Origin of the sequence: Streptomyces sodiiphilus (genome assembly GCF_039529215.1) — a bacterium.
Taxonomy (GTDB): Bacteria; Actinomycetota; Actinomycetes; order Streptomycetales; family Streptomycetaceae; genus Streptomyces; species Streptomyces sodiiphilus.
On record NZ_BAAAMJ010000010.1, the window covers coordinates 488,805 to 511,517 of the forward strand.

Annotated in this window: 8 protein-coding genes; 3 read left to right on the plus strand and 5 right to left on the minus strand. The window is 75.4% G+C overall.

Annotation, left to right across the window (positions count from 1 at the left end):
• The first annotated feature begins 6 nt into the window (after positions 1-6).
• The 3 genes from deoC to ABD299_RS07410 are packed head-to-tail and all read left to right on the plus strand — an operon-like array spanning position 7 to position 3,338.
• The gene (deoC, locus tag ABD299_RS07400; RefSeq protein WP_344259712.1) at positions 7-987 is read left to right on the plus strand and encodes a deoxyribose-phosphate aldolase; all 981 of its coding nucleotides are present in this window, start codon (positions 7-9) and stop codon (positions 985-987) included.
• 6 nt (positions 988-993) lie between these two features.
• Positions 994-2,475 carry an aldehyde dehydrogenase family protein gene (locus ABD299_RS07405; RefSeq protein WP_344259713.1) on the plus strand — a complete coding sequence of 494 codons (1,482 nt, stop codon included), beginning with the start codon at positions 994-996 and terminating at the stop codon, positions 2,473-2,475.
• Positions 2,472-3,338: an aldehyde dehydrogenase family protein gene (locus ABD299_RS07410; protein WP_344259714.1), complete on the plus strand. Its 867-nt coding sequence runs from the start codon at positions 2,472-2,474 to the stop codon at positions 3,336-3,338. The genes ABD299_RS07405 and ABD299_RS07410 overlap by 4 nt, the downstream gene beginning before the upstream one ends.
• A gap of 55 nt (positions 3,339-3,393) precedes the next feature.
• Here ABD299_RS07410 and ABD299_RS07415 read toward each other — a convergent pair whose 3' ends face one another.
• From ABD299_RS07415 to ABD299_RS07435, 5 genes are all read right to left on the minus strand, one after another.
• Positions 3,394-3,819 carry an ATP-binding protein gene (locus ABD299_RS07415; protein WP_344259715.1) on the minus strand — a complete coding sequence of 142 codons (426 nt, stop codon included), beginning with the start codon at positions 3,817-3,819 and terminating at the stop codon, positions 3,394-3,396.
• A 265-nt stretch (positions 3,820-4,084) separates the two neighbouring features.
• Positions 4,085-4,843, minus strand: a complete 759-nt coding sequence (locus ABD299_RS07420; protein WP_344259716.1) for a thioesterase II family protein — start codon at positions 4,841-4,843, stop codon at positions 4,085-4,087.
• Entirely contained in the window at positions 4,840-7,275 is a 2,436-nt protein-coding gene (locus ABD299_RS07425) for a beta-ketoacyl synthase N-terminal-like domain-containing protein (RefSeq protein WP_344259717.1), read from the minus strand. Before ABD299_RS07425 ends, ABD299_RS07420 begins: the two co-directional genes overlap by 4 nt.
• Before the next feature lie 7 nt (positions 7,276-7,282).
• Entirely contained in the window at positions 7,283-16,366 is a 9,084-nt protein-coding gene (locus ABD299_RS07430; protein WP_344259718.1) for an SDR family NAD(P)-dependent oxidoreductase, read from the minus strand.
• Between the two features lie 64 nt (positions 16,367-16,430).
• A complete protein-coding gene (locus tag ABD299_RS07435) occupies positions 16,431-22,667 on the minus strand; it encodes an SDR family NAD(P)-dependent oxidoreductase (protein ID WP_344259719.1) in 6,237 nt (2,078 codons plus the stop codon).
• Between the last annotated feature and the right edge of the window lie 46 nt (positions 22,668-22,713).

Below are 22,713 nucleotides of genomic sequence, written 5' to 3' on the forward strand. Positions count from 1 at the left end.
CGTCGGGTGACCACTCCACCCTCTGCTCCCGAGCCGGCGGACCAGCTCGCGGACGTGACCGCCTCCGACGCCGCGCTGCGCCGCTTCCTGCACGGCCTGCCCGGCGTCGACGCGGTGGGGCTCGAAGCCCGCGCCGCCGTGCTGAAGACCCGTTCGGTGAAGACCACCGCCAAGGCCCGTGCCATCGACCTGGCCATCTCGATGATCGACCTGACCACCCTGGAGGGCGCCGACACCCCGGGCAAGGTCCGGTCGCTGTGCGCCAAGGGGGTGCGCCCCGACCTCACCGACCGGGACGTCCCTCCGGTCGCGGCGATCTGCGTCTACCCGGACATGGTGGACACCGCCCGGCGGGCGCTGGCCGGATCGGACGTGGCCGTCGCTTCGGTGGCCACCGCCTTCCCCGCGGGCCGGGCACCGCTGCCGGTGAAGCTGGCCGACACCCGGGAGGCCGTCGCGGCCGGCGCCGACGAGATCGACATGGTCATCGACCGGGGAGCCTTCCTGGCGGGCCGCTATCTGCGGGTCTTCGAGGAGATCCGGGCGGTGCGCGAGGCGTGCGCCCGGCCCGGCGGCGAGGACGCGCACCTGAAGGTCATCTTCGAGAACGGCGAGCTGGCCACCTACGACAACATCCGCCGCGCCTCCTGGCTGGCGATGCTGGCGGGAGCGGACTTCATCAAGACCTCCACCGGCAAGGTCGCGGTCAACGCCACCCTGCCGAACACGCTGCTGATGCTGCAGGCGGTGCGGGACTTCCGCGCGGTCACCGGGCGCCCGACCGGAGTCAAGCCGGCCGGCGGCATCCGCACCACCAAGGACGCCATCGGCTATCTGGTGGCGGTGAAGGAGACCCTCGGGGAGGAATGGCTGACCCCGGACCTGTTCAGGTTCGGCGCCTCCAGCCTGCTCAACGACCTGCTGATGCAGCGCCAGAAGCTCGGCTCCGGGCACTATTCCGGTCCCGACTACGTGACGGTGGACTGAGGACCCATGACATTCGAGTACGCACCCGCCCCCGAGTCCGCGCGGGTGGACATCGCCCCGTCCTACGGGCTGTTCATCGACGGCGAGTTCCGCGAGGCGTCGGACGGCACGGCCTTCCCGACCGTGTCGCCGGCCTCCGAGGAGGTCCTCGCCGATGTCGCGCGGGCCGGCGCGGAGGACGTGGACGCTGCGGTCCGGGCCGCCCGCGCGGCGTTCGGCCCGTGGTCCGCCCTGCCCGGCACGGAGCGCGCCAAGTACCTGTTCCGGATCGCCCGGCTGGTGCAGGAGCGCTCCCGCGAGCTGGCGGTCCTGGAGACGATGGACAACGGCAAGCCCATCCGTGAGTCCCGGGACACCGATCTGCCGCAGGTCGCCGCCCACTTCTTCTACTACGCCGGCTGGGCCGACAAGCTGCGCCACGCCGGCTTCGGCCCCGACCCGCGTCCGGTGGGCGTGGCCGGCCAGGTCATCCCCTGGAACTTCCCGCTGCTGATGCTGGCCTGGAAGGTGGCGCCGGCGCTGGCCGCGGGCAACACCGTGGTACTCAAGCCCGCCGAGACGACGCCGCTGTCCGCGCTGTTCTTCGCCGACATCTGCCGGCAGGCGCAACTGCCGCCGGGCGTGGTCAACATCGTCACCGGCGACGGCCGCACCGGCGCCGAACTGGTCGCCCACCCGGGCATCGACAAGGTGGCGTTCACCGGCTCCACGGAGGTGGGCCGGGAGATCGCCCGGACGGTCGCGGGCACCGGCAAGCGGCTCACCCTGGAACTGGGCGGCAAGGCGGCGAACATCGTCTTCGACGACGCCCCCCTGGACCAGGCCGTCGAGGGCATCGTCAACGGCATCTTCTTCAACCAGGGGCACGTGTGCTGCGCCGGCTCCCGGCTGCTGGTGCAGGAGTCGGTGCAGGAGGAGCTGCTGGACGCGCTCAAGCGGCGGATGAGCACGCTGCGGGTGGGCGATCCGCTGGACAAGAACACCGATGTCGGCGCGATCAACTCCGCCGAGCAGCTGGCCCGTATCCGCGCGCTGGCCGAGGCAGGCGAGGCCGAGGGCGCCGAGCGGTGGGCCCCGGAGTGCGAACTGCCGTCCTCCGGCTACTGGTTCGCTCCCACCCTGTTCACCGGGGTGACGCAGGCGCACCGGATCGCCCGGGAGGAGATCTTCGGGCCGGTGCTGTCGGTGCTGACGTTCCGCACCCCGGAGGAGGCCGTCGCCAAGGCGAACAACTCCCCCTACGGCCTGTCGGCGGGCATCTGGACGGAGAAGGGTTCGCGCATCCTGTGGGCCGCTTCCCGGCTGCGGGCGGGTGTGGTGTGGGCCAACACGTTCAACAGGTTCGACCCGGCCTCGCCGTTCGGCGGCTACAAGGAGTCGGGCTACGGCCGCGAGGGCGGCCGGCACGGTCTGGAGGCCTATCTCGCCGGGCCGGACGACAGGCCGGGCGAGCGGCACGGCGAGGAAGAGGACGGGCGCGCGTCATGAAGCAGCCGGCACGACTGAGTGTGTTCAAGACCTACAAGCTGTTCGTCGGGGGGAAGTTCCCCCGGTCCGAGAGCGGGCGGGTGTACGAGGTGACCGACACCAGGGGCAACTGGCTGGCCAACGCGCCGCTGGGCTCCCGCAAGGACGCCCGGGACGCGGTGGTGGCGGCCCGCAAGGCCTTCGGCGGCTGGTCGGGGGCCACGGCCTACAACCGTGGCCAGGTGCTCTACCGGGTGGCCGAACTGCTGCAGGGCCGCCGTGAGCAGTTCGCCGCCGAGGTGGCGGACGCCGAAGGGCTGGGCAGGGCCCGGGCGCAGGCCGCGGTGGACGCGGCGATCGACCGCTGGGTCTGGTACGCGGGCTGGTCGGACAAGGTGGCGCAGGTCGCCGGTTCGGCCAACCCGGTGGCGGGTCCGTTCTTCAACCTCTCCGTCCCCGAACCGGCCGGTGTGGTGGCGGTGCTGGCGCCGCAGGACTCCTCGCTGCTGGGGCTGGTGTCGGTGCTGGCTCCGGTGATCGTGACGGGCAACACGGCGGTGGTGGTGGCCGCCGAGCGGTGTCCGCTGCCCGCGCTGTCGCTGGCCGAGGTGCTGGCGACCTCGGACGTGCCCGGCGGGGTGGTGAACGTACTGTCGGGGCGGACCGCGGAACTGGCGGCGCCGCTGGCCGCGCACGCGGATGTGCAGGCGATCGACCTGACCGGCGCGGACGCGGAGACGGCCGTGGGGCTGGAGCGGGCGGCGGCGGGCACTCTCAAGCGGGTACGACGCCCGGGCCCCGAGGACTGGACGGCCGACCCGGGGACGGGACGGCTGCTGGCCTTCACCGAGACCAAGACGGTCTGGCACCCGATGGGGACCTGAGCCCGGCGGGCCCGCCGGGCGGGAACGGAGGAGCGGGGCGGCGTGCGGGCCGCGCCTACAGGGTGAACCAGACGGCCTTGCCCTTGCCGGGCGCGTCCTGCCTGACGCCCCACTCCTGCGCGTACGACGAGATGAGATACATCCCGCGGCCGCTCTCCTGCCCCCAGTCCGGGGAGTCGGTGACCACCTCCGGCAGTCCGGGGGCGTGGTCCTGCACGGCGATGTGGATGGTGCCGTCCGGGCCCCAGTCCGCCGAGAAGGCTATGGGCGCCGCGGTGCTGCTCGCCTCCGAGGCGCGCACCGCGTTGGTGACCGCCTCCGAGGTCAGCAGCGCCGCCACGTCGATCAGTTCGCGCTTGGCGGGAACCTTGGCGGTCAGCACCGTGCGGACCACCTCGCGGGCGCTGCGCACCCAGACCGGATCCGGCGGGAACGTGAGGGTGACATCCTGGGTTCCCTCAGCTGCCTGACACGCACTCATGTCGTCCTCCCGAGTTCTGTGCGGAACGGCCGGTGCCGGAGGGCTCTGCCGTTCTCCTGCCCCGACGAGTGACCCGCAGGCCCGATGGGCAACTCCCCGGCAGCAGGTAATCGGATTTCTTGCGACTCGCCCGGACCATCCGACTCGCCCGCCTCACTTGTTTCCTCCCCTTCGGTGCCGGGCTCACACGCGCGAGACCGAACCGGAACCGGATCCGGACATTCCGTCACCCCCGGACCGCCGAGGCGGTCCGGGGGNCGGCGGCTCAGCGCGGCACGGCGGTGACGGTGCGGATCTCCGCGATCAGATCGCGGGTGAAGCCCTTCAACGCCGGTCCGAGGAAATAGAAGTGACCGCCGGGCAGCACCCGTCGCCGGCAGGCGTGCAGCGACTCGTTCTGCCAGCCGGCCATCGCCGGCAACGGGGCCCAGGCGTCCTCGGTGCCGCCGAAGACCGTCAGCGGACAGGACATCGGGGGGCGGCCCGGGTCGGGCCGGTAGGACTCCGCGGCCCGCAGATCCGCCCGGGCCACCCGCAGGAACCGGGCGACGAACTCCGGCACTTCGGTGATCCGTCCGGGAGTACCGCCCATGTCCACCATGGTGCGCAGCAGTTCCTCGTCGTCCAGCTCGGACAGCCGGGTGATCCGGGTGAAGTTGGGCGGCACCCGGCCGGAGACACCCAGCCACTGCGGGGTGAAGCCCATCCGCTGCAGGGCGCGGCCGGTCTCCAGCGCGACCAGGGCGCCGAAGCTGTGGCCGAACAGGGCCAGCGGGGACCCGTCCAGGAACGGCTCCAGGTCCCGCACCGCGCGGTCGACGACCTGCTCCATGTCCTCCAGCGGTTCCTGGGCGAACCGCTTGCCGCGGCCGGGAAGATCGAGCAGGGCCAGTTCCCAGGAGGGCGGGAACTCCCGGCCCATCGGGTAGTAGACGGCGGCCGAGCCGCCCGCGTGGTGGAAGCCGACGACGCGCAGCGCCGGGTCCTCGCAGGGGTTGGGGCGGACGAAAGGGCTCGCGCTCATGCGGCGGTGTCCTCTTCCGTACCGCCCGCCAGGGCGCCCGTGATGTGCCCGCTCAGCCGGTCGAACAGTTCCTCCAGGGGCAGTTCGACATCGAACGCCTCCATCGGCACCTCGGTCTCGTACTCCTCCTCGATCCGGATGGTGAGCTGCATCGCGGCGAACGAGTCGCCCCCGGCGTCCAGGAAGGTGCGGGAGGTGTCCAGGTCCTCGTCGGCGTGCAGCACCTGGCGCAGCTCGGCGGCGAGGAAGCCGGTGACGGCCTCCCGGTCCGGTCCCGCCGCGGCGGGCGTGTCCGCGACGGGCGCCTCGGGCACGGCACCGGCCGGGGCGGTCCCGGCCGGGGCCGGTTCGTCGATCCAGCACCGCTTGCGGTGGAAGGCGTAGGTCGGCAGGTCGTCGGGGCGCCCGGCGCCGGCCGGGCGCAGCCGGTCCAGGCGCAGGTCCGCGCCGGACCGGAACAGGGCGGCCAGGACCTCCAGCAGCAGCCCGGGGGCGGCCTCGGGGTCCTGGGTGAGCAGCGGGTGCGCCCGGCCGTCCCATTCCAGCTCCGCGACGGCGGACGGGGAACCGGACGCCGTACGCTCACCGGCCCGGATGCCGAGCCGGCGCAGCAGCGCGCGGAGCCGCCCGGCCGGGTCCCGGGCGGGCACCCCGGCGTCGCCGGGTTCCTCCCCGAGAGCGGGCCAGGCCGTCACCAGGGCGGTGATGCCCTTGTCCAGCTCCGCGTCCGTGCCCGGGACGCTGAGCGCGGTCACCGGTGCGGGGCGGCGGCCGGCCGGCGGCGCGTACGCCTGGGCCGCGGCGGCGAGCCGTTCGGCCAGCTGCTCGGCGGTGTCGCCGGTGACGGCGACGCGGTGCTCGAAGGCGGTGCGTCCGTCGCGCAGCGTCGCGCACACGGACGCCAGTTGCCCGGGGGCGGTGCCGGCCAGGTGCGCCATGACGTCCTCGGCCAGCGCCCGCAGGCTCTCGGGGTCCCGGGCCGAGACGGTGAGCAGTTCGGTGCGCGGCCCGGTGGTGCCCGTCCCCGCCTGCGGCTCGGCGGGGCGGTACTCCTCCAGCACGGCGTGCGCGTTGGTCCCGCTCATCCCGAACGCGCTGACGCCGGCCACCCGCCGCCCGGCGCCGCTGTCCCAGTCCCGGGTGGCGCGCGGGACGTCCAGGCGCATGCGGTCCCAGGGGATGAGGTGGTTGAGCGGACCGTCGGCGTCGCTCGCGGCGGCGGGTATCCGGCCGTGCCGCAGCATCAGCACCACCTTGATGAGGGCCGCGACGCCCGCGGCGCTCTCCAGGTGGCCGATGCGCGATTTGACGCTGCCGATCGCCAGCGGGTCCTTGCGGCCGGGGGCGCCGGTGCCCAGCACCGCGTCCAGAGCGCGGGCCTCCACCGGGTCGCCCAGCGAGGTGCCGGTGCCGTGCGTCTCGACGTAGCCGACGTCCTCGGGTGCCACGCCGGCGTCCCGCAGCGCCGCCCGGACCACCTCCTGCTGGGCGGGCCCGTTGGGCACGGTCAGCCCGGAGGAGGCGCCGTCGTGGTTGACGGCGCTGCCGCGCACCACGGCCAGCACGGGGCGGCCCTCGCGTTCGGCGTCGGCCAGGCGCATCAGGACCAGCACGCCGGCGCCCTCGCCCCGGCCGTAGCCGTCGGCGGAGTCCAGGAACGCCTTGGTGCGCCCGTCGGGGGCCAGGGCGCCGCTCTGGCACAGCGAGACCATGAGGTCGGGGGAGAAGATCAGGTTGGTGCCGCCTACCAGCGCGTAGCGGCACTCGCCGCGGCGCAGGCTCTGGGCGCCCAGGTGCAGGGCCACCAGCGAGGAGGAGCAGGCGGTGTCCACGCTGATCGCCGGGCCGGACAGCCCCATGACGTAGGCGACGCGGCCGGCGGCCATGGAGTGACCGCCGCCGGTGCCGTAGTAGGGGTCGATGGCACCGCGGTCGGCGCTGCGCAGCCGGTCGGTGTAGTCGGAGGTCATGATGCCGGTGAACACCCCGGCGTCCAGGCGTTCCTGGCGCCGCACGGCGATGCCCGCGCGTTCCATCGCCTCCCAGGAGGTCTCCAGCAGCAGGCGCTGCTGGGGGTCCAGGGCCTCGGCCTCGCGCTGCGACAGGCCGAAGAAACCGGGGTCGAAGTGGGTCACCTCGTCGAGGAACCCGCCCCGGTCCACGTAGGAGTGGCCGGGCAGGCCGGGCTCGGGGGAGTACGCCGACCGCAGGCCGGTGCGCTCCGGGGGTATGCCGCGGGTGCCGTCGGCGCCGCGGAGCAGGAAGTCCCAGTATCCGGCGGGGGTGGTCAGGCCGCCGGGGAACCGCAGGCCGAGACCGACCACCGCCAGCGGCGGGTTCACCGCCTGTTCCAGTTCGCGCACCCGGGCCTTGAGCCGTTGCGACATCTCCAGCTGACGTTCCATCAGCCGGCGCATCTCCTTGGGATCCATGTCTGCCTCACACTTCCGCGGTCAGGTCGCTGTGCACTGCCTGCATGAGCTGCTCGTCCGACAGGTGACCGGCACCGGTGCCGCCGTCCTCCGGTGCCGGCGGGGCGGCGAGCGCGTCGTCGAGAAGGAAGCGCGCCAGCTCCCGGACGGTGGGATGGTCGATGGCGACGGTGGCCGGCAGGTCGGCGGCGACCGCGTTCCCGAGCAGGTCGCTCAGGTCCAGCACCATGATCGAGTCCAGGCCGGTGTCCTCGAAGCCGAGGTCGTCGTCGGTGGCGGCGCCGGGCTCGCCGAGCACCTCGCCGACCATGACGCGCAGCGTCGCGGTCACCTTCTCCTCGCGCTCCTCGGGGCCGAGTTCCGCCACCAGGTCGCGCAGCCAGCCGCGCGGGCGCTCGGCGACGGGCCCGAGCCCTTCGCCGGCCGTGCCGCCGTCCGCCGCGCCGGGCCCGTCGCCGTAGGTGACGTTCCCGTCCACGGCCAGTTCGCGGACCAGCCCGGCCCGGGGGTGGGCACCGGCGGCCTCCCGGTAGCGGGCCGCGTCCAGCTGGACGGCCAGCAGCCGGGGCCTGGGCGCGGTGGCGGCCAGGGTGAGCAGCGGCTCGGCCGTGGCGTCGGCGAGCTGCCCGATGCCGGCCCGCTCCGCTGCGCGGGCGACGGCCTCGGTGTCCGCCATTCCGCCCTTGTCCCCGGCGATCCACGGCCCCCAGGCGACACTGGTGGCCGGCACCCCGGAGGCCCGCAGGGATTCCGCGAGCCCGTCCAGGAAGCCGTTGGCCGCGGCGTAGTTGACCTGGCCTGCCGAGCCGAGGGTGGCGGCGGCCGACGAGAACAGCACGAACGCCTCCAGCTCCAGCCCCTCGGTGGCCACCGCGAGGTTCTGGGCACCGCGGGCCTTGGCCGCGAAGACCCGTGCGAAGTCCTCCTCGGTGAGGTGGTCGAAGGCGCCGTCGGCGGTGACCCCGGCGAGATGGAACACCCCGCTGAGGCCGCCCGTTCCGGCCGCCGCGCGGGCCACGGCGGCGGCGCAGTCCTCCGGGTCCGTGACGTCACCGGTCACGACCCGGATGTCGGCGCCGCCCTCGGTGAGTTCACCGATCACCCGGCGGGCCGTCTCGTCGGGCGCGGAGCGGCCCATCAGGGTGATGGCGGCGGCGCCCTGCCGGGCGAGCATCCGGGCCGTGCTCAGGCCCAGGGCGCCCAGGCCGCCGGTGACCAGCACGCCTCCGGTCCACCTCGGCGGTGCGGTGCTGCCGGCCGCCGGGGTGAGGCGGGCGACGCGGGTGCCTCCGCTGCCCAGGGCCAGCCGGGTCTCGGGGAGACCCAGGTCGAGCAGCCGGGCCAGGGTCCCGGCCAGCCGGGCGCCGTCCCAGCCCTCGTCGAGGGTGATCCGCAGCAGCCGGCGTTCACCGTCCTCGGCCTCCAGGGCGGTGAGCATGCCCCACAGCGCCTCGCGCAGCGGGGCCGTGCCGGGCCCGCCCGCGCCGAGCACCGCGTACGGCACCCCGCGCGGCGTCTCCCGCAGCGCGGCGGCCAGTTCCAGGGACTGCCGCAGGACACCGGCCGCACCGGGACCTCCGGCCGGCTGCTCCCCGGGCTCGGGGCAGAACCGGGCGTCGACGATCAGACCGGCGGCGGCGGGGGCGGGCAGGGTGTGCCCGGCGACCGTGTGGCCGGCCGCCGCGAACGCTTCGGCGGCACGGCGGCCGGCGGCGGTGTCCGCGCCGAGCACGACCACCGTGCGGCCCGCCGCTCCGGGCGCGTCCAGGTCCGGTTCGGCGATCCAGGCCGGCTCGTAGGCGTTCGGCTCGCCGCCGCGCAGGCTCTGCCGCAGGGCGGCCCGGCGGGCGCTGCGCACCCGGAAGCCGTCGGCGACGATGACGCTGCGCCCGTCGCCGGTGAACATGTGCAGGTCGGCGGTCTCGATGCGCATCCGCCCGTTGGGCAGCGGTTCGCTCTTCAGCGCCCGCACGTGGCTCCACAGCTCGCCGCCCGGCACCGGACGGGCCGGGAAGGAGATCGCGGAGGCGGAGAACGGGATGGCCAGGGTGGCCGCCCGGTGCACCTCGTCGTCGACCATGAAGGCGGCGATGGTCTGGAAGCACGAGTCGATCAGGCCCGGGTACAGCTCGTAGTCGGCCGGGTCCTCGGGCAGTTCCGGTTCGGTGTAGCGGACCAGCGCCTCGTCGCCGCGCACCCAGACCTCGTCGATCCAGCGGAAGGACGGGCCCAGGGTGTAGCCCAGTTCACGGAAGTAGGCGTAGAACTCCTCCCGTCCGATGCGGCGTTCGGCGCTCGCGATGAAGGCGCCGGTGTCCGGCGCGGCGCGGTGCGCGGCGGCCTCCGGGGCCGCGAGCCTGCCGGACAGGTGCTTCTCCCAGACGCCGGCCGCCGGATCGGTGAGGCTGTGCAGACTGACGGACGGCGTGGCCGCGGCCTCGTCCACGACGATCTGCACGTCGTAGTGCTCGCCGTCCATGATGACCAGCGGACGCGGGCAGACCAGGTCCTCGACGGCCAGCGGCGCGCCCCGGCCGGCGAGCGCGGACAGCACGGCCGCCAGGTGGGAGGAGGCCGGGGTGAGGACGGTCTCCTCGATCCGGTGGTCGGAGAGGTGGCGCGGGAAGTCCGCGCTGCGCTCGCAGGCGAACACCCGGCCGGTCAGGGCCGGCGAGCGCAGCTCGGTCCCCCAGTGCCGGCGGGCCGGGAGGGCGGCCGGGACAGGGGCGGGGGCGGGGGCGGGCCGGACCGTGGTCCAGTAGCGGGTATCGGCGAACGGGTAGACCGGTGCGGGCGCGCGCCGGCCGCCGGTGGCGGCCTGCACCCGGCGCCAGTCGAGGTCCTGGCCGAGTTCGTAGAGCATCGCGGCGGCGGCGAGCAGTCCGGCGCGTTCGCCGTTCCCGCGCTGCAGCGAGGAGACCGCTCCGCCGGGCGGCAGCGAGCCGCCGGCCTCGGTCATGTTGACGAGTGTCCGGTCCGGGCCGACCTCCAGCAGGACGTCCACGCCCATGCGCACCAGGGTCTGCGCGCCGTCGTGGAAGCGGACCGGCTGCCGCACGTGCCGGGTCCAGTAGCCGGCGTCGTAGTCGCCGGGTCCGGCCACCTCGCCGGTCAGGTTGGAGACGATCGGCACCCGCGGCGGCTGGAAGGCCATGGGGGCGACGAGCCTGCCGAGTTCGGGGACCATCGCGTCGATCAGCCGGGAGTGCGCGGCGGAGGAGATGGCCAGTTCACGGGCCTTGACGTCCTCGGCGCGGGCGCGATCCGCGACCACCGCGACATCCTCGGGGACGCCCGCGACCACGACGGACTCCGGGCCGTTGACGGCCGCGATGTCGCAGCTGGTCCCCTCCAGCCAGGCGGTGACGCGCTCGACCGGGGCGGCCAGGGAGAGCATCGAGCCGCGGCCGGTGCCGTGCATGAGGCGGGCCCGGTGCGCCACGAGAGTGAGCCCGGTGGACAGGTCCATGACCCCGGCGACCACGGCGGCCGCGATCTCGCCGACGCTGTGCCCGGTGACCACCGAGGGGGTCACCCCCCAGCTCTTCCACAGTTCGACCAGGGCCAGTTCGATGGCGACGGTGGCCGGCTGGGTGTACTGGATCTGATCGACCAGGTCCTCGTCGGCGCCGTAGAACATCAGGTCGCGCAGTTCCAGGCCGAGCAGCGGGGCCAGCACCTGTCCGCATTCGTCGATGGCGGCGCGGAAGACCGGTTCGGTCTCGTACAGTTCGCGCCCCATGCCGAAGTACTGGCTGCCCGCGCCGGAGAACAGGAACGCGATCCTCGGCTGCCGCCCGGCGGGGGCCGCGGGGGTCACCCGGTCCAGGGCGTCCCGCAGTCCGGCCGGGCTCTCCGCGAGCAGGGCGCGGCGGAGCGGGAAGTGGGCCCGCCCGGCGCCCGCGGTGGTGGCCAGCGCGGCCAGCTCGTCGTCGTCCGCCGCCGCGACGCGCTCGCGCCAGCCCGCCGCGACGCGCGTGAACGCCTCCGGGTCGGGCGCGGACAGCGGCAGCAGGTGCGGCGGTCCGGCGGTCACCAGCGGCTGGGGGCCCTCGGCCGGTGCCTCGCCGAGCACGAGGTGCGCGTTGGTGCCGGAGAAGCCGAAGCTGGAGACCCCGGCCAGCCGCGGGCCGCCCTTGGCCCGCCACGGGGTGAGGGCGTCCACGACCCGGACGTTCATCTCGTCCCACGGCACATGCGGGTTCAGGTTGTCGCAATGCAGGCCGGCCGGGAGACGGCCGTGCCGCAGCGCCAGCACGGTCTTGAAGATCCCGGCGACGCCCGAGGCGGACTCGCAGTGGCCGATGTTGCTCTTGACCGAACCGATGTGCAGCGGGTCCCCGGGCTTGCGGTCCTTGCCCAGCACCGCCCAGGCGGCGGCCAGTTCGATCGGGTCGCCGAGCGAGGTGCCGGTGCCGTGCGCCTCCAGGTAGGAGACGGCGGCGGGCTCGACCCCGGCGTCGGCCAGCGCGGCCGAGATGACGGCCTCCTGCGCGGTGCCGCTGGGGACGGTGAGTCCGGAGGAGGCGCCGTCCTGGTTGACGGCGCTGCCGTGGATGAGGGCGAGGACGGTGTCGCCGTCCCGCCGCGCGTCACTGAGCCGCTTGAGGACCAGCACGCCGCAGCCCTCGGCGCGGACGAAGCCGTCTGCCTCGGCGGAGAAGGTCTTGCAGCGGCCGTCGGGGGACAGCATGTGCGCGCGGCTGACCGCGACCGAGCAGGACGGGGCGGTGATCAGGTTGACGCCACCGGCCAGCGCGTGGTCGGTCTCGCCGCGGCGCAGCGACTGGACCGCCAGGTGCACGGCGGTCAGCGAGGAGGAGCAGGCGGTGTCCACCGCCATCGCCGGGCCGTTGAGTCCCAGGGTGTAGGCGAGGCGTCCGGCGGCGGCGTTCAGGGCGGTCCCGGAGACGAAGTAGGCGTCCAGGCCCTCCGGTCCGCCCGTCTCCAGCAGCCGGGCGTAGTCGGAGTTGGTGACACCGACGAACACCCCGGTGCGGGTTCCCTTGAGACTGCGGGGGTCGATCCGGCCGTCCTCCAGGGCGTGCCAGGCGGATTCCAGCAGCAGCCGCTGCTGGGGGTCCAGGCTCTCGGCCTCGCGGGCGGTGATGCCGAAGAACGCGGCGTCGAAGCGGTCGATGTCGTCCAGGAAGCCGCCCTGGTCGGTGGTGATCCGGCCCGCCTTGAGCGGGTCGGGGTCGTGCAGCGCCTCGACGTCCCAGCGGCCCGCCGGGACCGGGCCGACGGTGTCCCGGCCCTCCTTGAGGACCTGCCACAGCTCGTCGGTGTCCGCCGCGCCGGGGAAGCGGCCGGCCATGCCGACGATGGCGACGGGTTCGGCGGCGTGCGCGGTCCCGCCGGGCGCGGCGTCACGCGCGGTGGTGGGGGCCGGGACCGCGCCGGGGTCCTGGGCGGTGCCGGGGGCGGGTACCGGAGGTGCCGGGCGGGGTGCCGGGGCCGCGGCGGCCGGGTCGGCGACCCGCGCGGCGACGAATTCCGCCAGCGCGGAGACCGTCGGGTGGTTGAAGACGTCGCCGACCTTGAGCCTGAGCCCGAAGGCGAGGGACAGTTCGCGCGACAGGTCCACGGCCGTGATGGAGTCCAGGCCCAGGTCGAAGAAGCCGGTGTCCACCGGGACGTCGGAGGCCTCGGCGTGGCCCAGGCTGTCCGCCACCAGGCGGCCGACGCTGCCCAGGGCGGCCTCGGTCCGGGCGATGCCGGCGGGCAGGGCCAGCAGTTCGGCGCGGGCCGCCGGGACGGCCTCGCCGGTGCTGCCGGTGTCCGCCGCGGCGTTCTCGCCGTCCGCGTCCCGGGTGCCGGCGGCGGGCGCGGCGCCGGGGGCCAGGTCCGCGAAGAGCGGGCGCTGCCGCACGGTGGACATGACCTCGGTGAACCGCGGCCAGTCCATCGCGGCGGCCAGCACGTGGGCACCGGGGCCGGGGGCCTGTGCGGTGAGGGTGGCGCAGCCGGCCTCGGCGGTCATCCCGGTGATGCCCATCCGGGCCAGGTTCCGGCGCTGCTCCTCGTCCGCCATGCCGTCCAGCTCCCAGGCGCCGTAGGCCAGGGCGGTCGAGGGCAGGCCGAGCGTGCCCCGGTACTCGGCCAGCGTGTCGATGCCGCCGTTGGCCGCCGCGTAGGCGCCGCGTCCCTCGTTGCCCCACAGCGCGGAGGCGGAGGAGGTCTGGACGAAGAAGTCCAGCGGCCAGCCCAGGTCGCGGGCCAGCAGGTGCAGCCACCAGGCTCCGGTGTACTTGCCGCGCAGCCCCTCCGCGAAGCTGTCCGCGCCGGCCTCCGTCAGCCGGGCCTCGGGGAGGGTTCCGGCGCCGTGCACGACGCCGCGCAGCGCGGGCATGCCGGCCGGGAGCCGGCAGGCTTCCCCGAGTGCCGCCGGGTCGTCGCAGTCGGCGGCACGGTAGAGGACCCGCGTGCCGCCGGCGCGCAGCGCGGCGAGGGCACCGGCGGCCGGGGCGGACAGCCGCTCCTCGGGGGTGCGGCCGAGCAGCAGCAGGTGGCGGGCGCCGCGGCGCACCAGGTCGGCGGCCATGGCGCGGCCGATGCCGCCCAGCCCGCCGGTGATCAGATAGGTGGCGTCGGCGGTGACGGGCAGTTGGGGAACGAAGTCCGCGGGGGCCGGGCGCAGCCTGGCGGCCAGCAGCCCGCCGCCGCGCACCGCCGTGAGGTCCTCCGCGCTGTCCTGCCGGGCCAGCGCCAGCAGGGTCCGGGCGTCGTCCGGGCCGGGCTCCGCGGGCAGGTCCGTGACGCCGCCCCAGGACTCGCCGAACTCCAGGCCCAGGACGGGGGCCAGGCCGTGCAGCAGGCCGTGTCCGGTGGGCCGCACGGTGTCCTCCGCGGTGACCCGCCGGGCGCCGCGGGTGGCGGCGAAGGCGCGGCCCGCCGGGACGTGCCGGTGCAGTGAGCGCACCGCGCGGGTCACCGCGGCGCACAGCGCGGCTCCGTCGGCGCCGGTGTCGGAGGGGGCGTCCAGGGTGTCGGGCAGCGGCGCGGCGGCCATCGCCAGCACCAGCCGGACCCCGGTCTCCGGGTGGGCCTCCCAGTGGGCGGCCCAGCCGTCGTCCCCCTCGGGCAGCGGGGCGAGCCGCCAGCCCTCGCCGGCCCCGTCGGGCAGCGGGCCCAGGACGGTGCCGGTCAGCCCTTCGGCGCGGGCCTGACGGACGAGGAGGGCGAGCAGCTCCGGGTCGTCACCGGCCAGCACGAGCGTGGCACCGGGGAGCGGGCCGGGGACCGGCGCGGGCTGCCAGTCCAGGGTGTGCAGGGGCACCGCGCCGGCCTCGGCGGGGACGGGCGCGGCCCCGGTTGCCACGGCGGCGGGCGTGCCGCCACCGTCGGAGGCGGCGGGCCGCTCGGGTGCGTACCGCCGGTGCTGCCAGGGGTAGCCGGGCAGGTCGATCACCCGTCGCGGCAGGTCGCCGGCGGTGCCGGCGGGGCGGTCCGGGCCGCCCTCGGTCACGGTGACGGCGGGGTCCTCGCGGTCCGCGGCGAGCGCGGTGAGCGCGGCCGCCGCGGCGTCCGGGCCGTCCGCCGTGACGGACGCCCGCACCGCGTGCCGGGCGCGGCCGTGCGTCACGGTGTAGGCGAAGGCCGGGTAGTCGGCCCCGGGCAGCTCCGACAGACGGGCGGCGAGACCGCCGGCCAGTTCGCGCAGCGCCTGCGGGGTGCGGGCGGAGATCTCGAACCCGGCCACCGGCGCGTCCGGTGCCCCGGCCGGGGCCGGGGCGTCCTCGGCGGGGCCGACGATGACGTGGGCGTTGGTGCCGACGATGCCGAAGGAGCTGACGCCGGCGTACCGGCCGCTGACACCGGTGTCCCAGGGCTGCCCGCTGCCGGAGACGGTGACCGCGGTGCCGTCCAGGTCGATGCGCGGGTTGAGGGTGGAGAAGTGCACCAGCGGGGGCACCGCGCGGTGCCGCAGACAGGCGATGCTCTTGAGGATCCCGGCCACGCCCGAAGCGGCCTCCAGGTGGCCGATGTTCGTCTTCACCGAGCCCACGTGCAGGGTCGCCCCGCCGTTCCGCCGGCCGAGGGCGGCGACGATGGCGTCCATCTCGATCGGGTCACCCAGCGAGGTGGCGGTGCCGTGCGCCTCCACCATCCCGATGTCGGCGGGGGTGAGCCCGGCGTCCGCGAGGGCGGCCTCGATCAGGGCGGTCTGGGACAGCACGTTGGGGGCGGTGAAGCCCGAGGAGCGGCCGTCCTGGTTGACCGCCGAGCCCTGGATGACGGCAAGCACCCGGTCGCCGTCGCGCCGGGCGTGGTCCAGCCGCTTGAGGACCAGCACGCCGCAGCCCTCCCCGCGGACGTAGCCGCCCGCCCGGGCGTCGAACGTCCGGCACAGCCCGTCGGGGGCCAGCGCCCCGGTCTGGCTGATGACCCGGGTGGATCCGGGCGACACCACCAGGTTGACGCCGCCGGCCAGCGCCACGTCGCAGTCGCCGCGGCGCAGCGCCTGGGCGGCCTGGTGGACGGCGACCAGCGAGGAGGAGCAGGCGGTGTCGATGGCGACCGCCGGGCCGGTCAGTCCCATGGTGTAGGCGATGCGGCCGGCGGCGAAGCTGTGGCCGTTGCCCGTGGTCCAGTGGGCGTTCATCTCGCCGTCCAGCCAGTCCCAGTAGTCGTGGCGGCCGGTGATGCCGACGTAGGTGCCCACGGCGAGGCCGCCGAGCCGGTCCGGCGGCAGCGCCGCGTTCTCCAGGGCTTCCCAGGCCACCTCCAGCAGCACCCGGTGCTGGGGGTCGATGGCGCGGGCCTCGCGGGGGCTGATGCCGAAGAACGCGGCGTCGAAGCCGAGCACGTCGTCGAGGAAGCTGCCGCGGTGCGGCAGTCGGGCCCACTCCTCGGCGAACGGTTCCATCCGGGACTGCGGCCGGGTGCGCACCAGGTCGCGGCCGGACTCAAGGGCCTCCCAGTAGGCGTCGAGACCGCGGATGCCGCCGGGCAGCCGCATGCCGGTCCCGATCACGGCCAGCGGCTGGGTGCCGCTGCGCTCGGCCAGCTGGGAGCGCAGGGTGCGGATGGTCTCCAGGGCGCGGGTCAGCGGCGTGGCGGCGCTTCCCGGGGTACTGCTCGCAGTCATGTGACAGTCCTCTTGTCGTGGCCGGTGGTCGTGGCCGGACGGGTCGTGGCCGGGCGGGCCGGGCTCAGGAAGCCGGGGCCGTGGAGTCGAGGAGCCGCTCGCCGAGCACGCCCGCGAGGGCCCGGGAGGAGCCGTAGGTCCACAGCAGGGTCGGCGAGAGCTTCAGGCCGAAGGCGGATTCCAGGCGGTTGCGCAGCTCCAGACTCATCAGCGAGTCCAGGCCGAGCGACTTGAACGGCGTCTCCCGGTCGATGGACTCCGGGGCCAGGCGCAGCACGCGTCCGGCGATGTCGCGGACCTTGGACTCGACCAGCTCGGGCCGGGCCTGTTCGTCGGCGGCCAGGAAGAGCGAGCGGAACTCCCCGCCGGCCGCGGACGCCTGGCCGCCACCCTGCTGCGCCGCGCGGCGCAGCAGCTGCCAGGACTTCTGGGCGGCCGTCTCGGGCGAGGCGTCGAACCACTGCCGCAGGTCCAGCGGCATGTATCCGACGACCTGCTGGTCGCGGCCGAGGAACCGGGTAAGCGCCTCCCATGCCTCCTCGGCGGTGAAGCTGCCCATGCCCCGGTCGCCGAGCCGCGCGCCGCGCACCTCGTCCGCGGCGGCCAGCCCGATGCCGGCGAACGGGCCCCACTGCACGGCCAGCGCGGGCAGGCCGCGGTGCCGGCGGGCGGCGGCGAGCGTGTCCAGGTAGGCGTTGCCGGCGGCGTAGGCTGCCTGCCCGGCGTTGCCGACCAGCGAGGCGACGGAGGAGAACATCACGAACATGTCCAGCGGGTCGCCGGCGGTGGCGGCGTCCAGGTTCCGGGCGCCGTCCGCCTTCGGGGCCAGCACCCGTTCGACCTGGTCGGGGCGGAGGGTGCGGACGGTGGCGTCGTCCAGCACCCCGGCCGCGTGCACCACGCCCCGCAGCGGGGGCAGTTCGGCGCGCAGCCGCTCCAGCACCCCGCCCAGCGACGCGGCGTCGGCGACGTCGCAGGCGTAGGTCTCCACCCGCACCCCGCGCTCCCGGAGCCGGGCGACGCGCTCGGCGGCCTCCGGGCCGGGGCCGGAGCGGCCCAGCAGCGCCAGCGCGCCCGCCCCCCGGTCGGCCAGGAACTCCGCGAGCGACAGGCCCAGGGCCCCCAGGCCGCCGGTCAGCAGGTAGCTGCCGTCGGCCCGGAAGCGTCCGCCGGGCATCGGCTCGGGCACCACGGCGGTGACCGTGCCGGGCCCGGTGAGCACGAACTTGCCGATGTGGGCGCCGTGCGACATCTCGCGCAGTGCCTCGCCGGCCTCGGCGAAGGTGCGCGGCAGGACCGGCAGCGGCTCGATCCGCCCGGCGGCCACCAGGTCCCAGACCTCGGCGAACAGCCGCGCGAACCGCTCGGGCCTGCGGTCCAGCAGGCCGGCCAGGTCCACCGCCGCGAGGCTGATGCCCTTGCGGAACGCGGTCAGGGCGATGCTGCGCTCCCCGTAGATGTCCTTCTTGCCGACCTCGACGAACCGGCCGTCCTCGGCCAGGACGTCCAGGCCCAGTTCGATGGCCGCGCCGGTCAGGGAGTTGAGGACGACGTCCACGCCCCGGCCGCCGGTGGCCTCGTGGACCTGACGGGCCCAGGAGAGGTCACGGGAGTCGAAGACGTGCTCGATGCCGAGCCCGCGCAGGTAGCGGCGCTTGTCCTCGCTGCCGGCGGTGGCGATGACGCGGGCGCCCAGCGCGTGGGCCACCCGGACCGCCGCCAGGCCCAGGCCGCCGGCCGCGGAGTGGATGAGGACGGTCTCGCCCTCGGCGAGCCGCCCGAGGTCGGACAGCCCGTACCAGGCGGTGCCGGCCGCCAGCGGCAGCCCGGCCGCGTCCGCGTCCGCCATGCCGTCGGGCACCGGACGGGCGTGGTCGGCCCGGACGGTGACGTGGGAGGCGAGGGAGCCCATCACGCAGGCGGCCACCCGGTCCCCGACCGTGAAGCCGGTGACGCCCTCCCCCACGGCGCTGACCCGTCCCGCGCACTCCCCGCCGAGCAGCTTCGCGCCGCCGGAGAGGTCGGGGTAGGTGCCCATGGCCTTCATCACGTCGATGAAGTTCAGCCCGGCGGCGGTCACGGTGACCTCGATCTCGCCGGGGCCGGGCGCGCGCCGGCTCAGCGGCCGCCAGTCCAGGCCGTCCCAGAAGCCCGGACGGCCGGCGTGGAGCCGGAACGCCCGGTCCTGGACCCGCCAGGGCGCCCGGGGCGGCTCCTCGTCGTGGCCGGGGGCGCCCTGGACCAGCCGGCCGGCCAGCCGTCGTCCGGCCCGCAGCACGACCTGGTCCTCGCCGTCACCGGTCAGCAGTTCCGCGGCGCAGTCGGCCGGGCTGTGACCGGGCGCCAGGTCGACCAGCAGCGGCTCCAGTTCGGGGTGCTCGCGCCGCATGACCCGGGTGAAGCCCCAGAACAGCGCGGCGCCCGGGTCGGGCAGCTGCCCGTCGCCGGCGTCCTGGGCCGCGGTGGTGACCACCGCGATCCGCGGCGCTGTCGCGCGCCCGGAGCAGGCACGCACCAGCTCCGGCAGACCGGCCAGGGCCCGGCGCTGGGCGTCCAGGCCCGCCTCGGCGTCCGGCGCGCAGAACGCCACGCCACCCAGCTCGGCGGCCCCCGCGACCTCGTCCGCCCAGGCCCCGGCGTCCCGGCCGGGCGCGGCGAGCGTCACGGGGGCACCGGCCGCGCCGAGTGCCTCGGCCAGCCGGGCCGCCGCGTCGTCCTGACCGCACACGAACCACGGCTGCGGGGCGCCGGCCGGCTCGGGGCGCGGCTCGGGGAGGAACCGCAGCCGGTGTTCCCTGGCGGTGTCCTCCTCCTCGTCCCCGGCCGGGGCCAGCGGCTGCATCCGCAGCCCTTCCATGGTCAGCAGCGGCTGCCGGTCCTCGGTGAAGAAGTGCAGGTCGAAGAGGTGCTCGCCGCGGCGCACGGCGTGCGACCACACGGTGAGCACCGGCTCGCCGAGGTCGTGGAGCAGATGCACGGCGTCCACCCCGACGGGCACGACGGTCCGGCCTTCCTCGCACAGCGCCAGGCAGACCTGGAGCGCGCCGTCCCACAGTGCGGGGTGCAGGCCGTGCGGACGCGCGCCCACCCGGCAGCGCTCGCTCAGCCGGACCTCGGCCAGGGCCTCGTCCCCGGCTGGGTACAGCCGCGACACACCCTGGAACGCCGGGCCGTAGTGCAGGCCACGGGCCGCGCAGCCGGCGTAGAAGCGGCCGTCGGGCCACGGCTCGGCCTCCAGCAGTCCGGCCGGGAAGACGGCCTCGGGCCGGTCGCCGGGGCGCTGGAGCACCCGGGCGGTGGCGTGCCCGGTCCACTGCGTGCCGCCCTGGGACAGCGACAGCAGGGTGAAGCTGCCGCCCTCGGTGACGTCGTCGCGCCACCGGGTGCTCAGCAACACCGGCTCGTCCCCGAGAGTGAGGTCGCGGCGGAACTCCACGTCGCGCAGCACGGCCGGGAGGGCGCCGTGCCGGGAACGGGCCGCGCTCAGCGCCAGGGAGAGCATGGCGGCGCCCGGCAGCACGACGGCCTCGCCCACCTTGTGGTCGGCCAGCCAGCGGGCGGCGTCCACGGAGATCTCCCCACTGCCCTGCCAGGTGCCCTGCTCGGCGGGCGCCGGCAGCAGGGTCACCTGGAGCCCGTCGCCGGTGGCGGTGCTCCGCTTCCCGGTGGGCAGCCAGTAGGAGGAGCGCTGCCACGGGTACCCGGGCACCACGGCGTCGGCGTCCCGGGGCAGGCCGCCGAACGGGGCGAGCCCGCTGACGAAGGCGCGGGCGAAGGCGCCGGCCAGGTCCGCGGGGGTGCCGGCGTCCCGGCGCAGCGAGCCGAGGACGGCGGGCGTGTCCTCGCGCAGCGCCGCGAGCTGCTCGACGGCCGGGGTGAGGATGGGGTGCGGGCTGATCTCGACGACATGGGTGACGCCGTCGTCGAACAGCTCGCCCATGGCATCGGCGAACAGCACCGGGTTGCGCAGGTTCTCCACCCAGTAGGCGGCGTCCATCTCCGGGCCGCGCATCCGGGCCACCCGCACGGTCGACATCAGCCGGGTGAAGCCGGTGCGCGGGCGCACCGGTTCCAGTGCCGCGGCCAGGTCCTCGCGCAGCGCGTCCATCTGCGGGCTGTGCGAGGCGTAGTCGACGTTGACCAGGCGGCAGAAGGTGCCCTCCGCCTCCAGGATCTCCTTGAGTGCCTCCAGCGCGAGGGTGTCCCCGGACAGCACGCAGGAGGTGGGGCCGTTGTTGACGGCGAGCGAGACCATGTCCTCGAAACCGGCCAGCGCCTCGCGGGCCTGTTCCCTGCTCAGGTCCACCGCGAGCATGCCGCCCTGGCCGGCCGTCCGGGCGACGAGGGCGCTGCGCCGGGCCATCACCAGGGCGGCGTCCTCGTAGGACAGCACGCCGGCGACGGTGGCGGCGGTGATCTCGCCCTGGCTGTGCCCGACGACGACGTCGGGTTCGACGCCGGCCTCGCGCCACAGCTCGGCCAGACCCACCGAGACCGCCCACAGGACGGGCTGCACCATGTCCAGCCGGTCCAGCCAGCCGTCGCCCGCCTCACCGGAGACGACCGCGGTCAGGTCCCAGTCGGTGTGCGGTTCCAGGGCCTTGGCGCAGCGGTGGATGACGGCGGCGAACACCTCGCTGGAGGCGTACAGTTCACGGCCCATCCCCGCCCACTGGGAGCCCTGGCCGGGGAAGACGAAGGCGGTGCGCCCGCGTCCGCGGGCCCGGCCGGTGACCACGCCGGGCGTCTCCGCGTCCGGGTCGTCGGCGAAGCGGTCCAGGGCCCGCGTCAGTTCCTCGTTGTCCGAGGCGACGAACGCCGCCCGGACCGGGAAGCTGTCGCGCCGCCAGGCGAGGGTGCCGGCCAGCTCGGCGACCGGGACCCGGTCCTCCGCGGCGAGTTCGCGGATGTCCCGGGCGCGCTGCCGCAGCGCCTCGTCGGTGTGGCCGGACACCGGCAGCAGGACGGGCCCGGCCGTCCGCGCGGGGGTGACCGAAGCCGTCCGGGGGGCACTCGCCAGGACGACATGGGCGTTGGTGCCGCCCCACCCGAAGGAGTTGACCCCCATGTAGAGGGGGCCTTCCTCGGGGAGGGGCAGCCGCTCACGGGTGACGCGCACGTTCAGCTCGTCGAACGGTATGTCCGGGCTGAGCTCGTCGGCGTGCAGGCTGGGCGGTACCACGCGGTGCTCCAGTGCGAGCACCGTCTTGAACAGCCCGGCCATGCCGGAAGCCGCTTCCAGGTGGCCGATGTTGGTCTTCACCGAGCCGACCGGGAGCGGACCGGCGGCGGCGGTGCGCCGCTGTCCGAGGGCGCGGCCGATGGCGCCGGCTTCCACCGGGTCGCCGCGGCGGGTGCCGGTGCCGTGCGCCTCCACGTACGCGAGCCGGTCCAGGGGGACGCCGGCCTCGGCGTAGGCCCGCAGCAGCAGGTCCTCCTGCGCGGCCGAGCGGGGGGTGACGAGGCTGTCGCCGCCGCCGTCGTTGTTGACGACGGTGCCCATGATGACGGCGTGCACACGGTCGCCGTCCTCCAGGGCGCGCGCCAGGGGCTTGAGGTAGACGGCGGCGGCTCCCTCACCGCGGACGAACCCGTTGGCTCCGGCGCCGAACGCGGCGCACCGGCCGTCCGGGGACAGCCCGCCGAAGTGGGTCAGCCCGATCGACACGTCCGGGGACAGGATGAGGTTGACCCCGCCGACCAGCGCGGCCTCGATCTCGCCCGCCCGGATGGCCTGCACGGCCAGGTGCAGGGCGACCAGCGAGGACGAGCAGCCGGTGGCGACGGTCAGGCTGGGGCCGGTCAGCCGCAGGAAGTAGGAGACGCGGGCCGCGATGACGTCGATGGCCTGGCCGACGGCGCTGCGCTGGGTGGCGCCGCCGCCGTTGTCCTTGCGCAGCAGTTCGTAGTCGTGCCACAGCGCCCCGACGTAGACACCGGTGCGGGTGCCGTGCAGGTCCTCGGCGCGCAGCCCGGCGTCCTCCAGGGTCCGCCAGCCGGCCTCCAGCATCAGGCGCTGCTGCGGGTCGATGTCCTCCACCTCGCGGGGCGAGATGCCGAAGAACACCGGGTCGAACTCGTCCACGGCGTCGAGGAATCCGCCGACGGCCTGGATGTGCTTCTCCGGGTCGAGCGGGGCGGTGGCGTCCCAGCGCTCCGGCGGGACCGGGCGGATGCCGTGGCGGCCTTCCGCCATCAGCTTCCACAGGCCGTCGGTGTCCGGCGCGCCGGGGAAGCGGCCGGCCATCCCGACGACGGCGATACGTCCGGTGAGGTCCTGGTTCAACTCGTCCGCGGGCATGGTCCACCTCGGGTCTGGGTGCGGTCGGGGGCGGAAGGGGGGTGCG

Bases quoted from the DNA above. Each gene is read 5' to 3' on its own strand.
- ABD299_RS07405 (WP_344259713.1), top strand. From the start codon at position 994: ATGACATTCGAGTACGCACCCGCCCCCGAGTCCGCGCGGGTGGACATC.
- ABD299_RS07435 (WP_344259719.1), bottom strand. From the start codon at position 22,667: ATGCCCGCGGACGAGTTGAACCAGGACCTCACCGGACGTATCGCCGTC.
- ABD299_RS07420 (WP_344259716.1), bottom strand. From the start codon at position 4,843: ATGAGCGCGAGCCCTTTCGTCCGCCCCAACCCCTGCGAGGACCCGGCG.
- ABD299_RS07410 (WP_344259714.1), top strand. From the start codon at position 2,472: ATGAAGCAGCCGGCACGACTGAGTGTGTTCAAGACCTACAAGCTGTTC.
- ABD299_RS07425 (WP_344259717.1), bottom strand. From the start codon at position 7,275: ATGGATCCCAAGGAGATGCGCCGGCTGATGGAACGTCAGCTGGAGATG.
- ABD299_RS07415 (WP_344259715.1), bottom strand. From the start codon at position 3,819: ATGAGTGCGTGTCAGGCAGCTGAGGGAACCCAGGATGTCACCCTCACG.
- ABD299_RS07430 (WP_344259718.1), bottom strand. From the start codon at position 16,366: ATGACTGCGAGCAGTACCCCGGGAAGCGCCGCCACGCCGCTGACCCGC.